The organism is Streptomyces sp. NPDC046881 (assembly GCF_040645015.1).
Taxonomy (GTDB): domain Bacteria; phylum Actinomycetota; class Actinomycetes; order Streptomycetales; family Streptomycetaceae; genus Streptomyces.
In genome coordinates this window covers 28,429-51,086 of the sequence record NZ_JBEYXJ010000009.1, presented here as the reverse complement: position 1 = coordinate 51,086, position 22,658 = coordinate 28,429, and the positions used below count along the sequence as shown (strand labels likewise).

The 22,658-nt window shown below is 73.6% G+C and carries 20 protein-coding genes; 6 read left to right on the top strand and 14 right to left on the bottom strand.

Annotated features, from left to right (window positions below):
* Window positions 1–138: 138 nt before the first annotated feature.
* The 7 genes from pheT to infC form a co-directional block, all read right to left on the bottom strand.
* Window positions 139–2,652 (bottom strand): phenylalanine--tRNA ligase subunit beta, encoded by a 2,514-nt coding sequence (gene pheT / locus ABZ923_RS07125; RefSeq protein ID WP_361467824.1) that lies wholly within the window; start codon window positions 2,650–2,652, stop codon window positions 139–141.
* Entirely contained in the window at window positions 2,652–3,773 is a 1,122-nt protein-coding gene (gene pheS / locus ABZ923_RS07120; protein ID WP_358643447.1) for a phenylalanine--tRNA ligase subunit alpha, read from the bottom strand. The genes pheT and pheS overlap by 1 nt, the downstream gene beginning before the upstream one ends.
* A gap of 125 nt (window positions 3,774–3,898) precedes the next feature.
* A complete protein-coding gene (locus ABZ923_RS07115; protein ID WP_361467822.1) occupies window positions 3,899–5,035 on the bottom strand; it encodes an ATP-binding protein in 1,137 nt (378 codons plus the stop codon).
* 50 nt (window positions 5,036–5,085) lie between these two features.
* On the bottom strand, window positions 5,086–5,946 hold the full coding sequence (locus ABZ923_RS07110; protein ID WP_361467819.1) for an RNA methyltransferase: 861 nt from the start codon (window positions 5,944–5,946) through the stop codon (window positions 5,086–5,088).
* Between the two features lie 169 nt (window positions 5,947–6,115).
* Window positions 6,116–6,499 carry a 50S ribosomal protein L20 gene (gene rplT / locus ABZ923_RS07105; RefSeq protein WP_006141703.1) on the bottom strand — a complete coding sequence of 128 codons (384 nt, stop codon included), beginning with the start codon at window positions 6,497–6,499 and terminating at the stop codon, window positions 6,116–6,118.
* A gap of 97 nt (window positions 6,500–6,596) precedes the next feature.
* The gene (gene rpmI, locus ABZ923_RS07100; protein ID WP_004933563.1) at window positions 6,597–6,791 is read right to left on the bottom strand and encodes a 50S ribosomal protein L35; all 195 of its coding nucleotides are present in this window, start codon (window positions 6,789–6,791) and stop codon (window positions 6,597–6,599) included.
* A gap of 113 nt (window positions 6,792–6,904) precedes the next feature.
* On the bottom strand, window positions 6,905–7,594 hold the full coding sequence (gene infC / locus ABZ923_RS07095; protein ID WP_189300275.1) for a translation initiation factor IF-3: 690 nt from the start codon (window positions 7,592–7,594) through the stop codon (window positions 6,905–6,907).
* Between the two features lie 340 nt (window positions 7,595–7,934).
* On the opposite strand from infC, the gene ABZ923_RS07090 reads away from it, so the two are divergent.
* Window positions 7,935–8,300 carry a DUF1844 domain-containing protein gene (locus ABZ923_RS07090; protein WP_361467816.1) on the top strand — a complete coding sequence of 122 codons (366 nt, stop codon included), beginning with the start codon at window positions 7,935–7,937 and terminating at the stop codon, window positions 8,298–8,300.
* Between the two features lies 1 nt (window position 8,301).
* On the opposite strand, the gene ABZ923_RS07085 is transcribed toward ABZ923_RS07090, so the two are convergent.
* Window positions 8,302–9,033, bottom strand: coding sequence for an SseB family protein (locus ABZ923_RS07085; RefSeq protein WP_361467814.1), 732 nt, complete (start codon window positions 9,031–9,033; stop codon window positions 8,302–8,304).
* A 150-nt stretch (window positions 9,034–9,183) separates the two neighbouring features.
* On the opposite strand from ABZ923_RS07085, the gene ABZ923_RS07080 reads away from it, so the two are divergent.
* Window positions 9,184–10,149 (top strand): serine hydrolase, encoded by a 966-nt coding sequence (locus ABZ923_RS07080; protein WP_361467812.1) that lies wholly within the window; start codon window positions 9,184–9,186, stop codon window positions 10,147–10,149.
* Between the two features lie 133 nt (window positions 10,150–10,282).
* Entirely contained in the window at window positions 10,283–11,470 is a 1,188-nt protein-coding gene (locus ABZ923_RS07075; protein WP_361467809.1) for a lipase, read from the top strand.
* Between the two features lie 13 nt (window positions 11,471–11,483).
* On the opposite strand, the gene mycP is transcribed toward ABZ923_RS07075, so the two are convergent.
* Both mycP and ABZ923_RS07065 read right to left on the bottom strand, forming a co-directional pair.
* Entirely contained in the window at window positions 11,484–12,644 is a 1,161-nt protein-coding gene (mycP, locus tag ABZ923_RS07070) for a type VII secretion-associated serine protease mycosin (protein ID WP_361467806.1), read from the bottom strand.
* The gene (locus ABZ923_RS07065; protein WP_361467804.1) at window positions 12,641–13,492 is read right to left on the bottom strand and encodes a hypothetical protein; all 852 of its coding nucleotides are present in this window, start codon (window positions 13,490–13,492) and stop codon (window positions 12,641–12,643) included. Before ABZ923_RS07065 ends, mycP begins: the two co-directional genes overlap by 4 nt.
* Before the next feature lie 1,814 nt (window positions 13,493–15,306).
* On the opposite strand from ABZ923_RS07065, the gene ABZ923_RS07060 reads away from it, so the two are divergent.
* Window positions 15,307–16,509, top strand: a complete 1,203-nt coding sequence (locus tag ABZ923_RS07060) for an amino acid deaminase/aldolase (RefSeq protein WP_361467801.1) — start codon at window positions 15,307–15,309, stop codon at window positions 16,507–16,509.
* Between the two features lie 15 nt (window positions 16,510–16,524).
* On the opposite strand, the gene ABZ923_RS07055 is transcribed toward ABZ923_RS07060, so the two are convergent.
* The 3 genes from ABZ923_RS07055 to ABZ923_RS07045 are packed head-to-tail and all read right to left on the bottom strand — an operon-like array spanning window position 16,525 to window position 20,079.
* Complete coding sequence (locus ABZ923_RS07055; protein ID WP_361467799.1) at window positions 16,525–17,307, bottom strand: 3-oxoacyl-ACP reductase; 783 nt, start codon at window positions 17,305–17,307, stop codon at window positions 16,525–16,527.
* Window positions 17,304–18,677, bottom strand: coding sequence for an aldehyde dehydrogenase family protein (locus ABZ923_RS07050; RefSeq protein ID WP_361467796.1), 1,374 nt, complete (start codon window positions 18,675–18,677; stop codon window positions 17,304–17,306). Before ABZ923_RS07050 ends, ABZ923_RS07055 begins: the two co-directional genes overlap by 4 nt.
* Before the next feature lie 43 nt (window positions 18,678–18,720).
* Window positions 18,721–20,079, bottom strand: a complete 1,359-nt coding sequence (locus ABZ923_RS07045) for a glutamine synthetase family protein (protein WP_361467794.1) — start codon at window positions 20,077–20,079, stop codon at window positions 18,721–18,723.
* A 95-nt stretch (window positions 20,080–20,174) separates the two neighbouring features.
* Between ABZ923_RS07045 and ABZ923_RS07040 the strand changes: the two genes are divergently transcribed.
* Together ABZ923_RS07040 and ABZ923_RS07035 are read left to right on the top strand one after the other, a co-directional pair.
* On the top strand, window positions 20,175–20,912 hold the full coding sequence (locus ABZ923_RS07040) for an FCD domain-containing protein (protein WP_361467791.1): 738 nt from the start codon (window positions 20,175–20,177) through the stop codon (window positions 20,910–20,912).
* 112 nt (window positions 20,913–21,024) lie between these two features.
* Window positions 21,025–21,711: a gamma-glutamyl-gamma-aminobutyrate hydrolase family protein gene (locus ABZ923_RS07035; protein WP_361467789.1), complete on the top strand. Its 687-nt coding sequence runs from the start codon at window positions 21,025–21,027 to the stop codon at window positions 21,709–21,711.
* On the opposite strand, the gene ABZ923_RS07030 is transcribed toward ABZ923_RS07035, so the two are convergent.
* Window positions 21,695–22,645 (bottom strand): phosphotransferase, encoded by a 951-nt coding sequence (locus tag ABZ923_RS07030; RefSeq protein ID WP_361467787.1) that lies wholly within the window; start codon window positions 22,643–22,645, stop codon window positions 21,695–21,697. The genes ABZ923_RS07035 and ABZ923_RS07030 overlap by 17 nt on opposite strands.
* Window positions 22,646–22,658: the final 13 nt, after the last annotated feature.

Here is a 22,658-nt window from a genome sequence, read left to right as displayed (position 1 = left end):
ACCGACCCCGAAAGGCCGGTCCGATTCTGTCGACGGTATGACCCGGGCGGGTCAGATCGCCCCCGGTTGCCACCCGAATGAGTGAGCTCCCGGGAGCCGACCCGCATTTATGCAGCTGACCAGCCCCTGTGCGGCTGACTAGCCCCGGAGAACCGCACCCGTCCGCTCGCCCGCGAGGGCAACCGCGGCGTCCCGCGCGGCGGAGGCCTCGTCCACGGTCAGCGTCCGGTCAGCCGCCCGGAAGCGGAGCGCGTACGCCAGCGACTTCTTCCCGTCCCCCAACTGCTCGGCGTTCTCGTACACGTCGAACAACCGGATGGACTCGAGAAGCTCACCCGCGCCCTCCCGCAGCGCGGCCTCCACGTCGGCGTGCGGCACGAACTGGTCGACCACGAGGGCGACGTCCTGCGTGGCGACGGGGAACGTGGAGATCGACGGCGCCTGCGGGGCGCCGTCGCCCACCGCCTCCAGGGCGTCCAGGTTCAGCTCCGCCGCACTGGTCCGCTCCGGCAGGCCCAGGGCCTTGAGGACACGCGGGTGCAGTTCTCCCGCGTGGCCCACGACCTGCTCCGTGCCGTCGGCGACGACGATCAGCTCGGCGCAGCGGCCGGGGTGCCAGGGACCGTACTGACCCCTGCGCACGACCAGCTCGGCGCCGGCCTCGCGGGCGACGGTACGCGCCGCCTCGACGGCGTCGGCCCACTCCGTGGGACGGCCCTTGCCCCACCAGCCGGCCTGCTCGCGGGCGCCGGCGAGGACGACGGCCACGTGCCGCGGCTGCTCGGGCAGCGCGGCGTCCAGCGCGGCGATCTCCTCGTCGGTGGGCCGCCGGTCGACGGGCAGGTGCGTGGCGACGCGCTGCTCCTCGCGCGGGTGGAACACCAGCCCGGTCTCGAACAGCGCCAGGTCGTGCGTGCCCCGGCCGGCGTTGCGCCGCAGCGCACCGAGCAGGCCCGGCAGCAGCGTCGTGCGGAGCGCGGGCTCCTCGTCGCTGAGCGGGTTGACCAGCTTGACGACACGGCGGACCGGGTCGTCGGAGTCCAGGCCGAGCTGGTCGAAGACCTGCTCGCTGACGAACGGGTAGTTCGGCGCCTCGACGTAGCCCGCGCCGGCCAGCGCGCGGCCGACCCGGCGGTGCAGCCGCTGCCGGTGCGTGAGGCCGCGGCCCGAGGGCAGCTTGGGCAGCGTGGAGGGCAGGTTCTCGTAGCCCTCGAGGCGGATGACCTCCTCGGCGAGGTCGTTCGGCTCGGTCAGGTCGGGCCGCCAGGACGGGACGGTGACGATCAGCTCGTCCTGCCCGTACACGTCGCAGCCGACCTGCTGGAGGCGGCGGACAACCGTCTCCCGGCCGAACTCGACGCCCGCCACCTTGTCCGGGTGGTCGGCCGGGATGGCGATGGTGTGCGGGGCCGAGGGCGCGATGATCTCGGTGACGCCGGCCTCCGCCGTACCCCCGGCGAGCAGGACCAGCAGGTCCACGGTGCGCTGCGCGGCGGCCGCGGCCGCCTGCGGGTCGACACCGCGCTCGAAGCGGCGGGACGCCTCGGACAGCAGCTTGTGGCGGCGGGCCGTACGGGCGATCGAGACGGCGTCGAAGTGGGCGGCCTCGATGACCACGTCGGTCGTCGCGCTCTGGGCGTCCTCGTGGTCGGCGATCTCCGTGTTCGCGCCGCCCATGACACCGGCGAGGCCGATCGGGCCGCGCTCGTCGGTGATGACCAGGTCCTCGGCGTGCAGGGTGCGCTCGACGCCGTCGAGGGTGACGAGCTTCTCGCCCTCCTCGGCCCGGCGCACGCCGATGGTGCCCTGGACCAGCGAGCGGTCGTAGGCGTGCAGGGGCTGGCCCAGCTCCATCATCACGTAGTTCGTGACGTCGACGGCGAGCGAGATCGGGCGCATGCCGACCTTCTGCAGCCGGCGCTGGAGCCAGATCGGGGAGCGCGCCTCGGGGCTCAGACCGGTGACCGTGCGGGCGGTGAAGCGGTCGCAGCCGAACGGGTCGGCGACCTGGACCGGGTACCCGAAGGCGTTCGGGGCCGGTACGTCCAGCAGCGCGGGGTCGCGCAGCGGCAGGCCGTAGGCGATGGCGGTCTCGCGGGCGACACCGCGGATGGACAGGCAGTCGCCGCGGTTGGCGGTGACGGCGATGTCCAGGACCTCGTCGACCAGTTCCAGCAGCTCGATGGCGTCCTTGCCGACCTCGGTCTCCGGCGGCAGCACGATGATGCCGTGCGAACCGTCGTCGCCCATGCCCAGCTCGTCGCCGGAGCAGATCATGCCGTGGGACGTCTTGCCGTAGGTCTTGCGGGCGGAGATGGAGAAGCCGCCGGGGAGCGTGGCCCCCGGGAGGACCACGACGACCTTGTCGCCGACGGAGAAGTTACGGGCGCCGCAGACGATCTCCTGGGGCTCACCGGTGCCGTTGGCCTGGCCGACGTCGACCGTGCAGAACCGGATCGGCTTCTTGAAGCCCTCCAGCTCCTCGATGGTCAGCACCTGGCCGACGACCAGCGGGCCCTTGAGGTCGGCGCCGAGCTGTTCGACGGTCTCGACCTCCAGGCCGGCCGAAATGAGCTTGGCCTGGACGTCGCGGCCGGTCTCCGTCGCCGGCAGGTCGACGTACTCCCGCAGCCAAGAAAGCGGGACCCGCATCAGATCTCCATCCCGAACGGCCGGGTGAACCGGACGTCACCCTCGACCATGTCTCGCATGTCTTCGACGTTGTGGCGGAACATCAGCATCCGCTCGATGCCGAACCCGAAGGCGAAGCCGCTGTACTTCTCCGGGTCGATGCCGCAGGCCGTCAGGACCCGCGGGTTGACCATGCCGCAGCCGCCCAGCTCGATCCAGCCCTCGCTGGAGCAGGTGCGGCAGGGCCGGTCGGGGTTGCCGACGGACTCGCCCTTGCACACGTAGCAGAGCATGTCCATCTCGGCGCTCGGCTCGGTGAAGGGGAAGAAGTTCGGCCGCAGCCGGGTCTTCATGCCCTCGCCGAACAGGGACTGGACCATGTGGTCCAGGGTGCCCTTGAGGTCGGCCATGGTCAGGCCCTCGTCCACGGCGAGCAGCTCGACCTGGCGGAAGACCGGGGTGTGGGTGGCGTCCAGCTCGTCGGTGCGGTAGACGACGCCGGGGCAGATCACGTAGACCGGCAGCTCGCGGTCGAGCATCGAGCGGATCTGCACGGGCGAGGTGTGCGTGCGCAGCACCACACCGGACTCGGTGCCGCCGTCGGGGCCCTGCACGAAGAAGGTGTCGGCCTCGCCGCGGGCCGGGTGGTCCGGTCCGATGTTGAGCGCGTCGAAGTTGAACCACTCGGCCTCGACCTGCGGTCCCTCGGCCACCTCGTAGCCCATGGCCACGAAGATGTCCTCGATGCGCTCGGAGAGCGTGGTCAGCGGGTGCCGGGCGCCGGCCGGGACGCGGTCGTAGGGCAGTGTGACGTCCACCGCCTCCTCGACCAGCACCCGGGCGTCACGCTCGGCCTCCAGTTCGGCCTGCCGGGCGGCGAGGGCCTTGTTGACGGCGCCGCGGGCCATGCCGACGCGCTTGCCGGCCTCGGCCTTGGCGTGCGGGGGCAGGGCGCCGATCTCGCGGTTGGCGAGGGCCAGCGGGGAGGCGGGGCCGGTGTGGGCGACCTTGGCCTCGTGGAGCGCGTCGAGGGAGTCCGCGGCGGCGAAGGCGGCGAGCGCCTCGTCCCGCATGCGCTCGATCTCTTCCGGTTTCAACGCCTCGACCTCGACAGGGTCGTACGACTTATTGGGTGCCGACATCTCTTCCCGTGCTTCCGATTGGCTGGCGGATGGTCCCCGTGACCGTTCTGGGCCGTGTGAAGGACACAAAGGTGCCAAAGGCCGAGTCTAACGGGGTGGAGCTACGCGAATGCGCCCGTGGGCCGCTAGGCGAGATACGCCGGGGCCGCCACGGGCAACGTAAATCGGAACTCGGCGCCGCCGCCGGCGGCGCGGCCGACCGTGATGGTGCCGCCGTGGGCCTCCACGATGCCCTTGACGATGTACAGCCCGAGGCCCGTGCCGCCGCGTTTGCTGCCCCGCCAGAAGCGGGTGAAGACGCGGTTCATGGACTCCTCCGGGATGCCGGGTCCCTCGTCGCTCACCGTGACCGACGTGCCGGTTTCCTCGCCCTCGCGCGGGGACGGCGTGGGCGTGACGTCAATGGTGACGGTTCCCTCGCCGTGCCGCACCGCATTTTCGATGAGGTTGCTGAGCACCTGGTCGATCTTGTCGGGGTCGGCCCACAGGCCGGGCAGCGGCTGTTCGATGCGGAGCAGGAAGCGGTCGGCGCGCTGGCCCGCCGCCACGTAGGCCTGGATGTGCCGGGAGACGGCGGCCCCGATGTCCACGGGCTGACGGCGCACCTCCAGCCGCCCGGAGTCGATCCGGGAGATGTCCAGCAGCTCGGCGATGAGGCGGGTGACGCGGTCGGCGTCGGCGTCGACGGTCTCCAGCATGAGCCGCTTCTGGTCGTCGGTGAAGCGTTCCCACTTGGCGAGCAGGGTGGCGGTGAAGCCCTTCACGGAGGTGAGCGGGGAACGCAGCTCGTGGGCGACGGTGGCGATCAGCTCGGCGTGGCTGCGCTCGGTACGGCGGCGGGCCTCGGTGTCCCGGAGGGAGACGACCACGCTGCGCACCGGCCCCAGCGGCTCGTCGCGCACGTAGCGGGCGGTGACGAGCACCTCGCGGCCGCCCGGCAGCAGCAGGTTGCGCTCCGGCTGCCGGACCCGGATGGCGAGCCCGCCGTAGGGGTCGGTGAGCTGCCACCAGCGGCGCCCTTCCAGGTCCTCTAACGGCAGCGCCTTCTCCAGGGACCGCCCGAGGGCGTCGGCGGGCCGTACCGCGGTGATGCGCGCGGCGGCGGCGTTGAAGCAGGTCACCCGGCCGTGCTCGTCGGCGATCACGAGGCCGTCGGGCAGCTGGTCGGGATCGATCCCGGGGCCGTCACCGGCGTGCCGGGCCGCGGGCGCGCGCCGCGCGTCCCGTCCCTCCGGCGCGGTGCTCGTGCCGGCCACACTCATCCCCGTACCCCACCTCTCAGACGGCGCAGGGCCCCGCGCAGGTCACCCTACTAGCTCTCGGTGACGGAGCGGCACCCTCCGGAGGCGCGCTGTGCACGGGCCGACGCGTAGAGACATACGGCGGCGGCGGTGGCGAGGTTCAGGCTCTCGGCCTTCCCGTGGATGGGGACGCGTACGACGGCGTCGGCGAGGGCGCGGGTCTCCTCGGGCAGCCCCCAGGCCTCGTTGCCGAACACCCAGGCGGTGGGGCCGCCCATGGTGCCCTTGTCCAGTTCCTCGTCCAGGTCGCGGTCGCCGGCCCCGTCGGCGGCGAGGATGCGCACCCCGGCCTCCTGCAGCCCGGCCACGGCCCGCTCGACGGGTACGCCGACGGCGACGGGCAGGTGGAAGTGGGAGCCGACGGAGGCCCGGACGGCCTTGGGGTTGTACAGGTCGACGGAGGCGTCGGTGAGGACCACGGCCTCGGCACCGGCGGCGTCGGCGCAGCGCAGCACGGTGCCGGCGTTGCCGGGGTCCCGCACGTGCGCCAGCACGGCGACCAGCCTGGGCCGGGCGGCGAGGACGTCCTCGAAGGGCGTGTCCAGGAACCGGCAGACCCCGACCAGCCCCTGCGGGGTCACGGTGGTGGAGATGTCGGCGATGACCTCTTCGGAGGCCAGGTGCACCCGGGCGCCGGAGTCCCGGGCGGCCCCGATGATGTCGGCGTACCGCTCCGCGGCCTCGACCGTGGCGAACACCTCGACCAGCGTGGCGGTGCCGCCCACACGATGCCCCGCCGCTTCCCTGACGGCCTGCGGCCCCTCCGCGAGAAACAGCCGGTCCTTCCCCCGGAAGTTCCGCTTGGCGAGCCGCCGCGCGGCGGAGACACGGGCGGACCGGGGGGAGATGAGCTCAGGAGAGACGGGGGGCATCCTTGTACCTTCGGCGACTTGTGGCGCCCCCGAGGGGCGCGGGGAACTGCGCGACCAGCCACGGCGCAGCCGCAGCGAAACGATCCGCCGCAACCCTCAACAACAGGACCCGCAAGCCGTAACGGCCTGCGGGTCCTGCAGTGAACGTCGGCTCAGAGCCAGCGCAGCGTCACGCGGCCTTCGGAGCGTTGACGTCCGACGGCAGCGCCTTCTGCGCGACCTCGACGAGCGCCGCGAAGGCGTTCGCGTCGTTCACGGCCAGCTCGGCCAGGATCTTGCGGTCGACCTCGACGTTCGCGGCCTTCAGACCCTGGATGAAGCGGTTGTAGGTGATGCCGTTGGCGCGGGCAGCGGCGTTGATGCGCTGGATCCACAGCTGACGGAAGTCGCCCTTGCGCTTCTTGCGGTCGTTGTAGTTGTAGACCAGCGAGTGGGTGACCTGCTCCTTGGCCTTGCGGTACAGGCGCGAACGCTGACCGCGGTAGCCGGAGGCCTGCTCGAGGATCGCCCGGCGCTTCTTGTGGGCGTTGACTGCCCGCTTGACGCGTGCCACTTGTTAACTCCTTGTAGCGGGGTCGTGGTGGTCTTCACACGACCCGGAAACGATTCGGTCCCGGTCCAGACGTACGGCGCTCAGACGGCGCCGCGCGTCACTTGCCGAGAAGCTTCTTGATCTTCGCGGCGTCGCCCGGGGCCATCTCGGCGTTGCCGGTGAGGCGACGCGTGACGCGGGACGACTTGTGCTCGAGCAGGTGGCGCTTGCCGGCGCGCTCACGGAGCACCTTGCCGGAGCCGGTGACCTTGAAGCGCTTGCTGGCACCGCTGTGCGACTTGTTCTTCGGCATAGCGCCGTTCTCTCCTCGTCGGTGGCGCTCCGGTGCCCGGTCGTGAAAAACCGGGCACGGTGGAGCGTCGCTCTACTTTCGGTTACATCCTCGGGGACGTACGTCCCCCGGGATCACGCCTCGGCGGAAGCCTCGGCAGGGGTCTCGTCGCGGCCCTCGGCGTTCACAGCGTCCGGGTCCGCGGCGTTCTGCGACTTACCGGGGTTCGCCTTCGCTTCGGCCTTGCGGGCCTCCTGCGCCTGGCGGGCCTCGGCCATCGCCTCGGTCTTCTTCTTGTGCGGACCGAGGACCATGATCATGTTCCGGCCGTCCTGCTTCGGGTTCGACTCCACGAAACCGAGGTCCTGGACGTCCTCCGCAAGCCGCTGCAGCAGTCGGTAGCCCAGCTCGGGGCGGGACTGCTCACGGCCACGGAACATGATCGTGATCTTGACCTTGTCGCCCTGCTTGAGGAACCGGACGACGTGACCCTTCTTGGTGTCATAGTCGTGCGGGTCGATCTTCGGCCGGAGCTTCATCTCCTTGATGACCGTGTGCGCCTGGTTCTTGCGCGCCTCACGGGCCTTCATGGCCGACTCGTACTTGAACTTCCCGTAGTCCATGAGCTTGCACACGGGCGGACGGGCGTTCGCCGCGACCTCGACCAGGTCCAGGTCGTACTCCTGCGCAAGCTCCAGTGCCTTAGCGAGCGGGACGATGCCCACCTGCTCGCCACTGGGACCGACAAGTCGCACCTCGGGAACGCGAATCCGGTCGTTGATGCGGGGCTCGGCGCTGATGGATCCTCCTCGGTAGCACCACACGGCGGTCTGGCGGACAGCCGCGTAACGTCTCTTTTCGTGAGACCTAACCGCGCCGAAGCACAAAAAATGCCCCGGACGATCACATGCGGGGCTCCAAGCACAACCGGAGCACCGCCGCGATGCCGCGGGGCGCGCTTTCGGGCGACTCCATCGTCCGTACGGAACGATGGTGGCCGCCTGACCGGGTGACCCGCCGTCCCGGGGGACGGTCAGGTGGGAGATCGGAGCCTCCACTTGTGGGCCGGGCACACAGGTCCGGCCGGTCGTCCTTCAGACTAGCAGGATCGCTTGACAAGGGCTAATTGAGGGGCGCCGGGCGCGACCACCTATGGTGTGGGACATGAGTGACACCCCTGCCGAGTCTTCCGAGACTCCCGACTTCGACGCGATGACCCGGGACATCGCCGAGGTCCCCGCCGTCGAGGTGATCGTGACGGTCGCCGTCAACCTGATGAGCGCCGCCGCCGTGAAGCTCGGGCTGAGCGAGGAGGGCGAGAAGTACAAGGACCTGGACGAGGCCCGCAAGCTGATCACCGGGCTCGCCGGTCTGCTGGACGCGAGCGCGACCGAGATCAGCTCCTTCCACGCGGCCCCGCTGCGCGACGGCCTGAAGTCGCTGCAGCTGGCCTTCCGCGAGGCGTCCGTCGTCCCGGACGAGCCGGGCCAGGGCCCGGGCGAGAAGTACACCGGGCCCGTCTACGGCTGACCTACTCCTTCACGTACAGGGGCTCGCCCGGAGGCGTGGTCCCGGCCGGCAGCAGTGCCAGGTCGAGGCCGCGCACCAGGCGGGCCCGCAGTGTCTCGTCGGCGGCGAGCCGCCCGGCGACCGCGCGGGCGGCCTCGGCGGGCGGCACGGCCGGGTCGAGGACGAGGGCGAGGGTGCCGTCGGCCCGCCCGGGCCCGAGGTGGGCGCGCAGCACGGCGGGTTCCGCCGCCACCGCCGTACGCACGGCCGCCACCACGGCGGGGTCGGCGAGCGGGTCGGTGCTGGTGCGGCCCTCGGCGAGGGCGAGCAGCGCCGGGCCGGTCAGCTCGAACGGCACCGGTCCGGCGAGGTCGAGCACGACCGTGTCGGCCTTCTCGTGCGCGGCGGCCTGGAGCGCCTGGTGCAGGGGTACGGCGACGGGCCGGGCGGCCGGGTCCCAGCGGGCCAGGGAGTCCGTGGAGGTGAAGGCGGGCAGCGCGGTGCGGCCGCCGGCCTTCAGGGTGGGTACGGCCATGTCGCTGGTCTTCTCGCGGCGCAGCCCGTTCTCGTCCTCCTCCACCTCGCCGAGCACGGCGACGACGGGGACCAGCAGGCGGGCACCCTTCAGCGCCTCCAGGACCGGACCGAGAGCGCTGCGGTCCTCGGCCCAGGCGGCGAGCGCGGCGCTCAGCCGGGGGTCGGCGGAGCCGTCGTCGTCGGAGAAGCCGGGGTCGGGAATGTTCTTGTTCGCCACGGTCACCGACCCTATAGGGGGGAAGCCGCCGGGCTCGTGCGGGGCCGGAAACGCCGGCGCCACCGCTTTCACGGGAATCTCAGCCTTCCCTGATCCGCCTCTCACGTCCGTCCCACGGGGCGCACAGCCGGCGCCCCGAGCATCGCGGGCATGGAGTCCTCGGGAGCCCGCCGTGGCCGTCGTGCGCGCCGGTCCCGGCGCCGTCCGCTGCTGTACGCCGCCCTCGCCGCGGTCGCCGTGGGCGGGATCACCGCCGGCGGCACGGTCTGTGTGAAGGCGCGGGCGCACTCGGGGGGCGCGGCCGTATCGTCGGCGGCGACCCCCTCGGCCGGACCCTCGGCCGGTTCGGCGGGGGCGCGCGAGGAGGCGTCGATGGAACCCGTGACGGAGCAGGCGGTCGACCGGGACGCGCTGCTGGGCAGGGCGATGGCGGCGGTGGGCGTGCCGGCGGGCGCGAAGGTGTCGGCGGCGGTGCTGGCGCTCGACTCCGGGCAGAGCGCGGTGTACGGCGACGCGGCCTTCGACACGGCGAGCATCGTCAAGGTCGACATCCTGGCCGCGCTGCTGCTCCAGGCGCAGGACGCGGGCCGGCGGCTGACGGCCGCCGAGCGGGCGTACGCCACGAAGATGATCGAGAACAGCGACAACGCGTCGGCGACGGCGCTGTGGCACACCATCGGCCAGGCGGCCGGGCTGGACGCGGCGAACCGGCGCTTCGGGCTGACCCGGACCACCGGCGGGGACGGCGGGCTGTGGGGGCTGACGCAGACCACCGCGACGGACCAACTGGTGCTGCTCCGGCAGGTGTTCGGGGACGATTCCGAGCTGAGCGCGGCTTCCCGGACGTATGTGCAGGGGCTGATGAAAGCGGTTCAGGCCGATCAGCAGTGGGGGGTGTCGGCCGCCGCTCAGGGCAACTCCTGGGCGCTGAAGAACGGGTGGCTGGCGCGCAGTACGACGGGGCTGTGGGTCGTCAACAGCATCGGCCGGGTCACGGTGGACGGGACCGGGTACCTGGTGGCGGTGCTGTCGAACGGCACGGCGAGCCAGGCGAGGGGCATCTCGCTGGTGGAGGCGGCGGCGCAGGCGGCGGTGGCGGTATGTGGCGACAAATGATCCCTGGCGTTCGGCCGTAAACGATCCAGCGATCGCCGGCCAAATGATCTAGCGTGCAAGGGACTTGACGATGAGCAGGCCGGACGTTGGCGTTTTCTTTGCCTAGCGGAGGTCCGGCCACGGAAGGAGCCACGTGCCTCCCGTACGCCCCACTCGCCGATCCCTCATAGCCGGTGGCCTCGGAGCCGTCGCAGCCGCCGCCGTTCCCCTGTCGGCACCCGGACACGCCTCGGCGGCCGGTCTCGTCCCCATCCGGCTGGCCGGACCGACCGGGCCCGCGCCGGTGGGCGCCGTCGAGCTGCACCTGGTCGACCGGTCACGGACCGAGCCCCGGTCAGGGACGGGAAAGCCGCGCGAACTGATGGTGACCGTGCACTACCCGGCCACCGACGTACGCGGTCACGCGCCGCTGCCGTGGCTGCCGAGCGGTGCCGAGCGGGCGGTGAAGGCCCGCTTCGGGGGCGCGGTGGACGGTTACGCGCTGCCGTGGACCCACAGCGCGGACGTGGCGCCGGCCAGGCCGGGCCGCCGGCCGGTGCTGCTGTATTCGCCGGGCTACACCTCGGACCGCTCGTTCAACACCCTCGTCGTGGAGGACCTGGTGTCCTGGGGGTACGTGGTGGTCACGGTGGACCACCCGTACGACTCGGGCGAGGTGGAGTTCCCCGACGGCCGTGTCGTGACCGTGCCCGAGCCGGATCCGGCCGGCCGGGCGGAGGCGGTCGCGGTGCGCGCCGACGACCTGCGGTTCGTGCTCGACCGGCTGGCCGTGCTGAACCGGGGCGGCCATCCCGACGCACAGCGGCGCCCGTTGCCCCGCGGGCTGCGCGGGAGCCTGGACCTCGCGCGGATCGGTGTCTTCGGGCACTCCCGGGGCGGTGCCGCGTCGGCGGCCGTCATGTACCTGGACGAGCGGGTGCGGGCCGGCATCGACCTGGACGGCGCGCTGTACGGGCCGGTGGTCGAACGCGGCCTCGACCGGCCGTTCCTGCTGATGGACACAGCCGTCCACGACGGCATGGACCAGGACCCGACCTGGCACCCGTTCTGGGAGCAACTGCGCGGCTGGCGCCGCTGTCTGCGGCTCGCGGACGCCGACCACAACTCCTACACGGACCTCGTGGCCATCGCACCGCAGGTCCCGGAGGCGGTGCGCCGGCAGTTGCAGGCCGGCACGATCCCGGCCGAGCGGGCGGTGGCGGCCGTACGGGCCACGGTGCGGGCCTTCTTCGACCTCCAGCTGCGCGGCCGGCCCGACACCGGGCACCTGCTGCACGGCGCTTCGCCGCGCTACCCGGAGATCGGGTACATCGCCGGATAGCGGGGCGGCGGGGTCAGCCCGCCCGCCGTCGGCCGCGCCACAGGACCACCCCGGCCACCAGGAGGACCCCGCCCGCGCCGCCGGCGAGCGGGGCCGCCCAGTCGGAGGGTCCGCCGCCCGTCCCGGGGGCGTCCGGGCCGGCGCCGAAGTACTTCTCGCCGTACGACGCGGCGCGCAGGCCGCGGGGCTTCAGGCGGGCGGCGGCGCGCAGGGCCGCCGCCGGGTCGATCATGCCGAAGCCGCGGGAGTCGTCCCGGCCGCCCACCGGGGCGTCCCGCGCGGTGTCCTCCAGGAGCTTCTTGATCTGGGCCGGGGCCAGCTCCGGGTGGGCCGACTTGATCAGGGCGGCCGCGCCGGAGACGAAGGCGGAGGCCGCGCTCGTGCCCCAGCCGGCGTAGTACTTGTGGTCGGGGTCGGCGATGACGACGTCGACGCCGGGCGCGCTGACCGCGGCGTACCAGCGGCGGGTGGAGAAGCCGGCGCGGGTGCCGTACTTGTCGACGGCGGTGGCGGCCACGACGCCCGGATAGGCGGCCGGGTAGGACACGTGGTCGCCCTTGTCGCCGCCGTTGCCCGCGGAGGCGACCACGACCACGCCCTTCTTCAGGGCGTACTGCACCGCCTCGTCCTCGCTGGGCTCGGGGTGCGCGGAGTCGGAGTCGTCGCCGAGGGAGAGGTTGATGACGTCGGCGCCGTGGTCGGCGGCCCAGCGGATGCCGTCGGCGAGGGCGTTGCCGCGGGTGGTACGGGCCTTGGCGCGGGCGGGGTCGCCGTCCTCCAGGATCACCCGGACGGGCAGGATCCTCGCCTGCGGGGCGACGCCCATGACGCCCTCGGTGCCGCCGGTGCCGTGGCCGTGCCCGGCGATGATCCCGGCCATCGCGGTGCCGTGCCGGGCCCAGGTGCGGTCGCCGGGCCCGGCACCGAAGCCGATCATGTCCTTGGCGGCCAGGACGTTGCCGGCGAGGTCCGGGTGGTCGGCCTCGACACCGGTGTCCAGGACGGCAACGGTGACACCGCGGCCCTTGGTGGTCCGCCAGGCCTGGTCCAGGTGGAGGGCGGACAGGCCCCACTGCTGGGCGCGGATGCCGTCGGCGTGCGCGGCGGCGGACGGCAGCAGGGCGAGGGAGCAGGCGAGCAGCAGACTCACCGCCGCTCCGGAAAGAGGTCTCATGCAGGCTTCTCCGTGGCCGTGCCGACGGTCTTGCGCAGGCGTCGTTCGACGCGGTCGGCCAGGCCCTGGGCCTCGTTGCCGAGGCCGGCCTGCGCCGGATCGGTGGTGGCGCCGGAACGGACGGCGTCCGCGGCGGGCTGGGGGGCGTCGACGGTACGGCCGTCGGACCAGCCGGAGACGGCGTAGGCGACGACGGGGGCGTCGGTGAGGACGGAGATGGTCCAGGAGGCCCGCTGCGGGTCGCCGAAGGTGGCGGCGGCCGTGCCGGCGGCGGCGTACGGCCGGGGCATCAGGTCGGTGCGCCGGTCCAGGTGTTCGTCGCGGAAGCGGGCGGCGAGCGCGGACATGGCGGCGGGGTCGGCCTTGGTGAACAGCAGGCCGACGGTGGTGACGTAGCTCTGGGTGGCGTCGGTGTAGGTGGCACGCAGCAGCCGCTGGCAGCCGACCGGGGCGAGGGCCTTGTACAGCAGCGGATCGAAGGCGTGGGCGCAGCCGCCGTCGGGGGCCACGGCGATCCGGGTCCAGGTGCGGTCGGCGCCGCCGGGGCCGGCGCCCGTGCCCTCGACGGTGGGCGGGAACAGATCGTCCACGGGCACGATGTGCCACAGCGTGCGGGCGGCGGCGAACGAGTTCCCGGCCGCCTCCGGACCGTCCTCACCGGTGAGCCAACTCCCGGTCACGGCACCGCCGATGAGTCCGAGACCGAGCACGAGACACGCGGCGGCGGCGAGGCTGCGCGACCCCACCCGGGGCCGCGTCGGCGCGCCGAACACGTCCGGCTCCGCGAACGACACCACGGGCCGCCCGGCCTCCCACGAGTACACCGGATCCGGCCCCGAACCCCCCATCGGACTCCATCCCCCACCACCGGACTCCCGGGAACGCCCCGACTCCGCCCACCGCCCGTCACCGCCCCTGCCGGACACCGCCGCCGTGGTGGATCGGGGGGATGCGGTGGTGGTGGGGTGCGTGGGGGCGGGCCGGGTGGAGGCAGGGTGGGTGGGCGCGGGGTGAGCGGCGGCAGGGTGGCTGGGCGACGGGGGCTGGGACGCCGGCTGCCCAGAGGCCGGGCGCGCCGGGGCGGGGGGCTTGGACGCCGGGTGTGCGGGAGCAGGGTGCGCCGGGGCCGGGGGCCTGGAGGCCTGGTGCCCGGGGGCCTGGTGCGCCGGAGCAGGGGGCGTGGAGGCCTGCTGCCCAGGGGCCGGGTGCGCCGGGGCGGGAGGCGTGGAGGCCTGCTGCCCAGGGGCCGGGTGCGCCGGAGCAGAGGGCTTGGACGCCGGGTGTGCAGGAGCAGACTGCGCCGGAGCAGAGGGCCTGGACGCCTGCTGCCCAGAGGCCGGGTACGCCGGAGCAGAGGGCTTGGACGCCGGGTGTGCAGGAGCAGACTGCGCCGGAGCAGAGGGCCTGGACACCGGGTGTGCAGGAGCAGACTGCGCCGGAGCAGAGGGCCTGGACGCCTGCTGCCCAGAAGCCGGGTACGCCGGAGCAGAGGGCTTGGACGCCGGGTGTGCAGCAGCAGACTGCGCCGGAGCAGAGGGCCTGGACGCCTGCTGCCCAGAGGCCGGGTGCGCCGGGGCAGAGGGCTTGGACGCCGGGTGGCGGGGGGTCGGGGCCGAGGTGCCGTGGGAGGCCGACGGGGGTGCGGATGCCGGGCGGATCGGGCGGAGGCGCGCGGTCGTCTCCGACGGGGTTTCGGCCGGGGCGGCCGGCCGCCCGGGCGTCCTGCCGGAGCGCAGCCGGGCCGTCGTCTCGGTGCCGGTCTCCGACGGAGCCGCCGTACCACCCGGGCCTGCCTGAGCCGTCGGGGCGCCGGTGCCCGCCGCGTCGGCCTGCGCGGACGGGCTCGCGCCGCCTGCCGGCACCGTCGAGCCGGCCGGGGCCTGTCGGCCGGGCCGAGCCGGACCGGTGCCGTCACGGCGGGCCGCGCGTCCGGTGCTCGGGGGTGCGTCGGGGAACCGGGCCGAGGCGGGCGGCGGGGGCGGGCTCACCGGGTCGGCGACCTCGGGTACGGCCGAGGGGCGCGGCCGGTGTGCCCGCGCGGCCGGGACGGCCGGCGGTCGCCCACCGCGCGGGGTGAACACCGACGGCTCCTCGTCGAGATCGTCGTCCGAGGGCGTCGTCGGACGCCGGACCGGCGCGCCGGAAACCTCACCGGGCGACGCCGCCCCGGCACGGCCGACGGTGCCGCCCCCGGCGGAACCGGCGGAACGGGCGCCACCGGCCTCGGCGGACCCGGTGGCGTCCCCGCGGCCGACGGAACCGGCACCACGGCCCTCGCCGCCCGCGTCACCGCGCCCGGAGCCGGCCGGCTCGCTCCCCCAGGCGAATCGGGTGCCGCCCAAGGGACCGGTGGGGTCGGTGGTGTCGCCGGTGGTGGGGGTGGGTCGTGCTTCTGGGCTCATGCACCCCCCGTTTCCTCGTGCCCGGGCCGTCTGCTCGTACGCGGGCCGTCGCTGCCGGCCGGCCGCGCCCGGTGCACTGTTCCTCCCGGGCACGCATACCCGTACGGCCGGACCGGCATCCCGGTTCACGTGCGCTGCGCCGTACGTGCGCGTCACTCTACGGGTTGTCGGGGGCCGGGACGGAACCGGTCCACGGAGCCGGGGCATCTGCCCGGAACGTCCCTCTACCCTGCGGTAATCCTCTCTGGCAGGCTTCCGTCATGACTGCGCGCGCCGCCGACCGGGCCCGTTACGACCGGGCCACCGCCCATCTCGACGCCCCCCTCGCGATCGTGGACCTGGACGCCTTCGACGCCAACGCGGACGACCTGGTCCGCCGCGCCGCGGGCAAGCCCGTGCGGGTCGCGAGCAAGTCGGTCCGCTGCCGGGCCCTGCTGGAACGGGTCCTGGCCAGGGACGGCTTCCAGGGGATCATGTCGTTCACCCTGGCCGAGTCGCTGTGGCTCGCGCGGTCGGGGTTCGAGGACGTCCTGCTGGCCTATCCGTCCGCCGACCGGGCGGGCTTCGCGGAGCTGGCCGCCGATCCGAAGCCGGCCGGTGCCGTCACCGTGATGATCGACGACCCGGCGCACCTCGACCTCATCGACGCCTCCCGCGACGGCGGGCGCGAACCGGTGCGCGTCTGCCTGGAGTTGGACACCTCGCTGAGGCTGCTCGGCGGCCGGGTCCGGGTCGGCGCCCGGCGCTCCCCGCTGCACTCCCCCGCCCAACTCGCCGAACTGGCGCGGGCGGTGGTCCGGCGGCCGGGTTTCCGGCTGGTGGGGATCATGGCGTACGAGGGACACGTCGCCGGGGTCGGCGACGCGGTCGCCGGCCGGCCGCTGCGCTCGCGGGCGGTCCGGCTGATGCAGGCCGCCGCCCGGCGGGAGCTGGCCGAGCGGCGGGCCGCCGTGGTGCGGGCGGTGCGGGCCGTCGCCCCGGACCTGGAGTTCGTCAACGGCGGCGGCACCGGCAGCGTGCAGCACACGGCCGCCGAGGACGCGGTGACCGAGATCGCGGCCGGTTCGGGGCTGTACGTGCCCCGGCTCTTCGACAACTACACGTCCTTCAGGGGCCGTCCGGCCGCCCTCTTCGCCCAGCCCGTCGTCCGCCGGCCGGGTGTCGGGGTCGTCACCGTACTCGGCGGCGGTTACCCGGCCTCCGGCGCCGCCGGCCCGGACCGGCTGCCGGTGCCGTACCTGCCGGAGGGGCTGCGGTACGACCCGCAGGAGGGGCCCGGCGAGGTGCAGACCCCGCTGCTCGGCTCGCCTGCCGACGACCTGCTCGTCGGCGACAAGGTGTGGTTCCGGCACGCCAAGGCGGGCGAGCTGTGCGAGCGGTTCGAGGCACTGCACCTCGTGCAGGGGGACACGGTCACGGCGACCGTGCCCACCTACCGCGGCGAGGGGCACACGTTCCTCTGACGGGCCCGCGGGGGCCTACAGGGGCGTGACGTACGCGCCCGCGATGCCGCCGTCCACCAGGAAGTCGGTGGCGTTGACGAAGGAGGAGTCGTCGCTGGCCAGGAAGGCGACGGCGGCGGCGATCTCCTCCGTCTCGGCGAACCGGCCGACCGGGATGTGGACGAGGCGGCGGGCGGCCCGCTCGGGGTCCATCGCGAACAGCTCCTGCAGCAGGGGCGTGTTGACCGGGCCGGGGCACAGGGCGTTGACCCGGATGCCCTCCCGGGCGAACTGCACGCCCAGTTCACGGGACATGGCGAGGACTCCGCCCTTGGACGCCGTGTACGAGATCTGGGAGGTGGCCGCGCCCATCCGGGCCACGAAGGACGCGGTGTTGATGATCGAGCCCTTGCCCTGGCGGCGCATGTAGGGGATGGCGGCCTTGCAGCACAGGTAGACGGAGGTGAGGTTGACCTCCTGGACGCGTTTCCAGGCCTCCAGGCCGGTCTCCAGGATGGAGTCGTCGTCGGGCGGGGAGATGCCGGCGTTGTTGAAGGCGATGTCGACGCTGCCGTAGGTGTCGTACGCCGTCTCGAACAGCGCCTCGACCTGCTCGGGGTCGGTGACGTCGGTCTTCACGAAGAGCCCGCCGACCTCGTCGGCCGCGGCCTTGCCGCGGACCTCGTCGACGTCCGCGCAGACGACGTGGGCGCCCTCGGAGGCGAGCCGGCGGACGGTGGCGAGTCCGATGCCGCTGCCGGCTCCGGTGACGACGGCGGTACGGCCGGCCAGCCGGCGGCAAACAGATTCTGCGGTCACTGTGCGGAGCCCTCCGTGCTGATGAAGACGTTCTTGGTCTCGGTGAAGGCGGTCAGGGCGTCGGGGCCTAGTTCGCGGCCGAGGCCGGACTGCTTGTAGCCGCCGAACGGGGTCCAGTAGCGGACGCTGGAGTGGGAGTTGACGGACAGGTTGCCCGCGCGGACGGCCTGGGACACGCGCAGGGCGCGGCCCACGTCCCGGGTCCAGACGGAGCCGGAGAGGCCGTAGGGGGTGTCGTTGGCGAGGCGGATCGCGTCCTCCTCGTCGGTGAAGGGCAGCAGGACGGCGACGGGGCCGAAGATCTCCTCGCGGGCCGCGGGGCTGTCGTGCCGCTCCCCGGTGAGCACGGTCGGCGGGAACCAGAAGCCGGGGCCGTCGGGGGCGCCGCCGCGCAGGGCGGGGGCGTCCTCGGGGACGTACGAGCGGACGCGTTCCCGCTGCCGGGCGGAGATCAGCGGGCCCATCTGGGTCTTCTCGTCGGCCGGGTCGCCCACGACGACGGCGGCCAGCGCGTCGGCGAGGAAGGCGCGGGCCTCGTCCAGCACGGCCTCCTGGACCAGGATGCGGGTGCGGGCGCAGCAGTCCTGGCCGGAGTTGTCCAGGAAGGAGAAGGGGTCGAGGGCGGCCTTGAGGTCGGCGTCGGCGAAGACCACGTTGGGGCTCTTGCCGCCGAGTTCCAGGGTGACCGGTTTGACCAGGCGGGCGCAGCGCTCCATGACCTCGCGGCCGGTGCGCGTCGAGCCGGTGAACACGATCTTGGCGACGTCCGGGTGGTCCACCAGGGCGCGGCCGGCGGTGCCGCCGTAGCCGGGCAGTACCTGGAGGACGTGCTCGGGCAGGCCGGCTTCCAGGGCCAGTTCGGCCAGCCGGAGCGCGGTGAGCGGGGTGGTCTCGGCGGGCTTGAGGACCACCGTGTTGCCGGCCGCGAGCGCCGGGAAGGAGCCCCAGGCGGCGATCGGCAGGGGGAAGTTCCAGGGGGCGATCACGCCGATCACGCCCAGGGGTTCCTGGAAGGTCACGTTCCAGCCGCCGGGTGCCGGGATCTGCCGGCCCAGCAGGCGTTCGGCGCCGCCGGCCGCGTAGAGGAGCACATCCCGCGCGTTGCCCGCCTCCCAGCGGGCGTTGCCGACGGTGTGGCCCGCCTCGCGGACCTCCAGCCGGGCGAGTTCCTCGGTGTGGGCGTCGACGACGTCGGCGAAGCGGCGCAGCAGCCGGGCCCGGTCGGCGGGGGCGAGGGCGGCCCAGCGGGTCTGGGCGCGGCCGGCGCGTACGACGGCGGCGTCGACGTCCTCGGCGGTGGCGGCGGGGACGGTGGCGATGATCTCCTCGGTGGCGGGGTTGAGGACCTTCAGCTCGTGCGGGTCGGACACGTGATGACCTTTCCCAGGCGTCGAATCACAGGGGTGCGCGGGCTCACAGGCGTTCGAAGGAGCGGCGCAGCTCCCAGTCGGTGACCGCGGCGTCGTAGGCCTCCAGCTCGACGCGCGCCATGTTGCGGTAGTGGGCGACCACCTCGTCACCGAAGGCGGCCTTGGCCACGGGGCTGTTCTCCCACAGCTCGGCGGCCTCGCGCAGGGTGGTGGGGACGTGCTCGAACCCGGCGGTGTAGGCGTTCGTGGCGCAGGGGTCGGGCAGTTCCAGCTTCTGCTCGACGCCGTACAGGCCGGCGGCCACCAGCCCCGCCACGGCGAGGTACGGGTTGACGTCACCGCCCGGCAGCCGGTTCTCGAAGCGCAGCGAGCGCCCGTGCCCGACCACGCGGAGGGCGCAGGTGCGGTTGTCGTGGCCCCAGGCGACGGCGGTGGGCGCGAAGGAGCCGGGCTGGAACCGCTTGTAGGAGTTGATGTTGGGGGCGTACAGGAGGGAGAAGTCGCGCAGGGCGGCGAGCTGTCCGGCGAGGAAGTGCCGCATCACCTCGGACATCCCGTCGGGGCCGGCCATGGCGTTGGTGCCGTCGGCGTCGGCGAGGGAGAGGTGGATGTGGCAGGAGTTGCCCTCGCGCTCGTTGTACTTGGCCATGAACGTGATCGAGACGCCCTCCTGGGCGGCGATCTCCTTGGCGCCGGTCTTGTACAGGGCGTGCTGGTCGCAGGTGACGAGGGCCTCGTCGTAGCGGAAGGCGATCTCGTGCTGGCCGGGGTTGCACTCGCCCTTGGCGGACTCGACGGTGAGGCCGGCGCCGGCCATGTCGTTGCGCAGGCGGCGCAGCAGGGGCTCGATGCGGCCGGTGCCGAGGATGGAGTAGTCGATGTTGTACTGGTTGGCCGGGGTGAGGTCGCGGTAGTTCGCGTTCCAGGCCTGCTCGTAGCTGTCCTTGAAGACGATGAACTCCAGCTCGGTGCCGACCTGGGCGGTGTAGCCGAGTGCGGCGAGCCGCTCCAGCTGGCGGCGCAGGATCTGGCGCGGGGCGGCGACCACCGGGGAGCCGTCGTTCCAGGCGAGGTCGGCGACGAGCAGGGCGGTGCCGGGGTGCCAGGGGATGCGGCGCAGGGTGGACAGGTCGGGGTGCATGGCGAAGTCGCCGTAGCCGCGGTCCCAGGAGGACATCGCGTAGCCGTCGACGGTGTTCATCTCGGTGTCGACGGCGAGCAGGTAGTTGCAGCCCTCGGTGCCGTGCTGCAGGACCTCGTCGAGGAAGAAGCGGGCGGCGAACCGCTTGCCCTGCAGCCGCCCTTGCATGTCGGGGAAGGCCAGGACGACAGTGTCGATCTCACCGCCCGCGACGAGGGCGTGCAGTTCCTCGACGCTCAGCGGGGGTGTGCGGTCTGCCACGGGAGAGCCTCCTTCGGCGCCATCGCGCTTTTTCGGCCGGGCCGGGAGCCATAAGGTATTGCGGAGAACCATTGCTTGGGAAGGGGGTGCGGCCGATGTCGCAGGACATGGGTGCCGGCGGGCTGGAGGACCGGCTCGCCGCGGTGCTGCGGCCGGTGCGGGCGGGCAACGGCTTCGAGGAGGCGCTGGAGCAGATCCTGCAGGTCGTCCGGCTGGGCCTGGTGCCGGGCGGCGAGCGGCTGCCGGCCGAGCGGGAGCTGGCGGAGCGGCTCGGGATCAGCCGGGTGACGCTGCGCGAGGTGCTGAAGGTGCTCCAGGACCAGGGCCTGGTGGAGGCGCGGCGCGGACGGTACGGCGGAACGTTCGTGCTGCCCCGCACGGACGCGGGCGGCGAGGACGAACTGCGGCGCCGGATCGCCGAGGTGGACGTAGAGGACGTGCTGCGCTTCCGCGAGGTGCTGGAGGTGGGGGCGGCGGGGCTGTGCGCGGCGCACGGGCTGACCGGGGAGCAGGCACAGCGGCTGCGGGAGGCGCTGGACCGCACGCACGGGGCCCCGCTGGCCGACTACCGGCGGGCGGACACGCTGCTGCACCTGACGCTGGCCGAGCTGTGCGGTTCGCCGTCACTGACCGCGCAGTACGCGGCGGTCCGGGCCACGGTGAACGATCTGCTCGACTGCATCCCGCTGCTGGTGCGCAACCTGGAGCACTCGCAGCGGCAGCACACCGCGCTGGTGGAGGCGGTGCTGGACGGGGACGCGGACGGTGCGCGGGAGATGATGCGCGAGCACTGCGCGGGGACGGCGGCGCTGCTGCGGGGCTTCCTGACCTGAGCCGCGGTCTGCAAAGGTATGGGTGAGCACCTTTGAAGGTGGGCAGTTTTTCCAGCGGGCACTCGTCACGTGGGCGCTTCAGTCGGCGCCGTCGCATGCCAGGGAGGGCAGCATGACCGCACGGCCGCTGATCGGTGTGAGCACGTATCTGGAGTCCGGCGTGCGCTGGGGGGTGTGGGAGCTGGACGCGGTGCTGCTGGCGGCCGGCTACCCGCGGCTGGTGCAGCGGGCCGGCGGGCTGGCGGCGCTGCTGCCGCCGGACGCGCCGGAGCACGCCGAGGCCGCGGTGGCCCGGCTCGACGGGCTGGTCATCGCGGGCGGCCCCGACGTCGACCCGGCCCGGTACGGCGCCGAGCGCTCACCGCGCACGGGGCCGCCCGCGCCGGAGCGGGACGCCTGGGAGCTCGCGCTGATCCGGGCGGCGCTGGCCGCGGGGGTGCCTCTGCTCGGCGTCTGCCGGGGCATGCAGCTGGTGAACGTCGCCCTCGGCGGCACGCTGGTCCAGCACCTGGACGGGCACGCGGAGCTGGTCGGCGTGTTCGGCGAGCACCCGGTGAAGCCGGTGCCGGGCACGCGGTACGCCGGCATCGTCCCGGAAGAGCTGACGGTGCCGACGTACCACCACCAGGCGGTGGAGCGGCTCGGCGAGGGGCTCGTCCCATCGGCCTACGCGGCGGACGGCACCGTGGAGGCCGTCGAACTGCCGGCGGACCGGGGCTGGGTGCTGGGCGTGCAGTGGCATCCGGAGATGGCCGAGGACCTGCGGGTGATGCGGGCCCTGGTCACAGCCGCCTCCTGAGCCAGGCCAGGGCGGCCTCGCCCTGCGCGCGCTGGAAGGGGCGCAGGGTGGGCAGACCCGGCGGCGCCGGCCGCAGCGAGCCGCGCAGGAAGTAGCCGGTGAGGGCGGCCAGCGCGGCGGTCACGGCGCCCGGGTCCGCCGCCCGGCCGAGGGGGTGCGCGGCGAAGACCTCCTCCGGGTCCGGGCCGCCCTGCGCCCGCACGCACGGCAGCATGACCAGCAGGTCGAACCAGGGCGCGGCGCGCAGGGCGTGCGGCCAGTCCACGAAGACGACACCGTCGGCCGTGAGCAGGACGTTGTCCGCGCGCAGGTCGCCGTGGGCGAGGGTGTCCCCGGACGCGCCCTCGGCCCATCCGGCCTCCAGCGCGGCGAGTTCGGCCAGGTGCTCCGCGGGCCACTCGCCGAGCAGGTCCCGTACGTCGCCGGCCTCGCCGTCGCGGAGCGCGCGCCAGCCGGCGAAGTCGTCGGCCAGCTCGTCGGCGACGGGCGGGGCGTCGACCGGGGACGGCGTGCCGGTGCGGGCGAGCACGGTCACCGCGTCCAGCACCCGGCGCAGTTCCGCCGGCCGCCAGGGCACGTGTGGCTGGCGCCCCGCCACCTCCTCGAAGACCAGCGCCACCCAGGTGCCGTCGTCGTACGACCCGAGCAGCCGGGGCGCCGGCACGCCGGCCGGCAGGGCGGCGGCGTTCCGTGCCTCCTTGCGGTGCAGGCCGGGGCTGTGCGGGTTGACCTCGGCGCTGACCGCCTTGACGAATCCGGTACGGCCGGACGCCGTGCGCACCCGGGCGGCCACACCGGGCGAGAAGCCGCCGCTCTGCGTGACGGCCCGCACCACCGGGGCCCCGAGCACCTGCCCGACGGCGTCACGGACGACGGCCGGCAGGACTTCCCAGGGAACACGGACGCCCGTGGCGGGCGGCGCGACGACGGTCATGCGGAGCATGGTG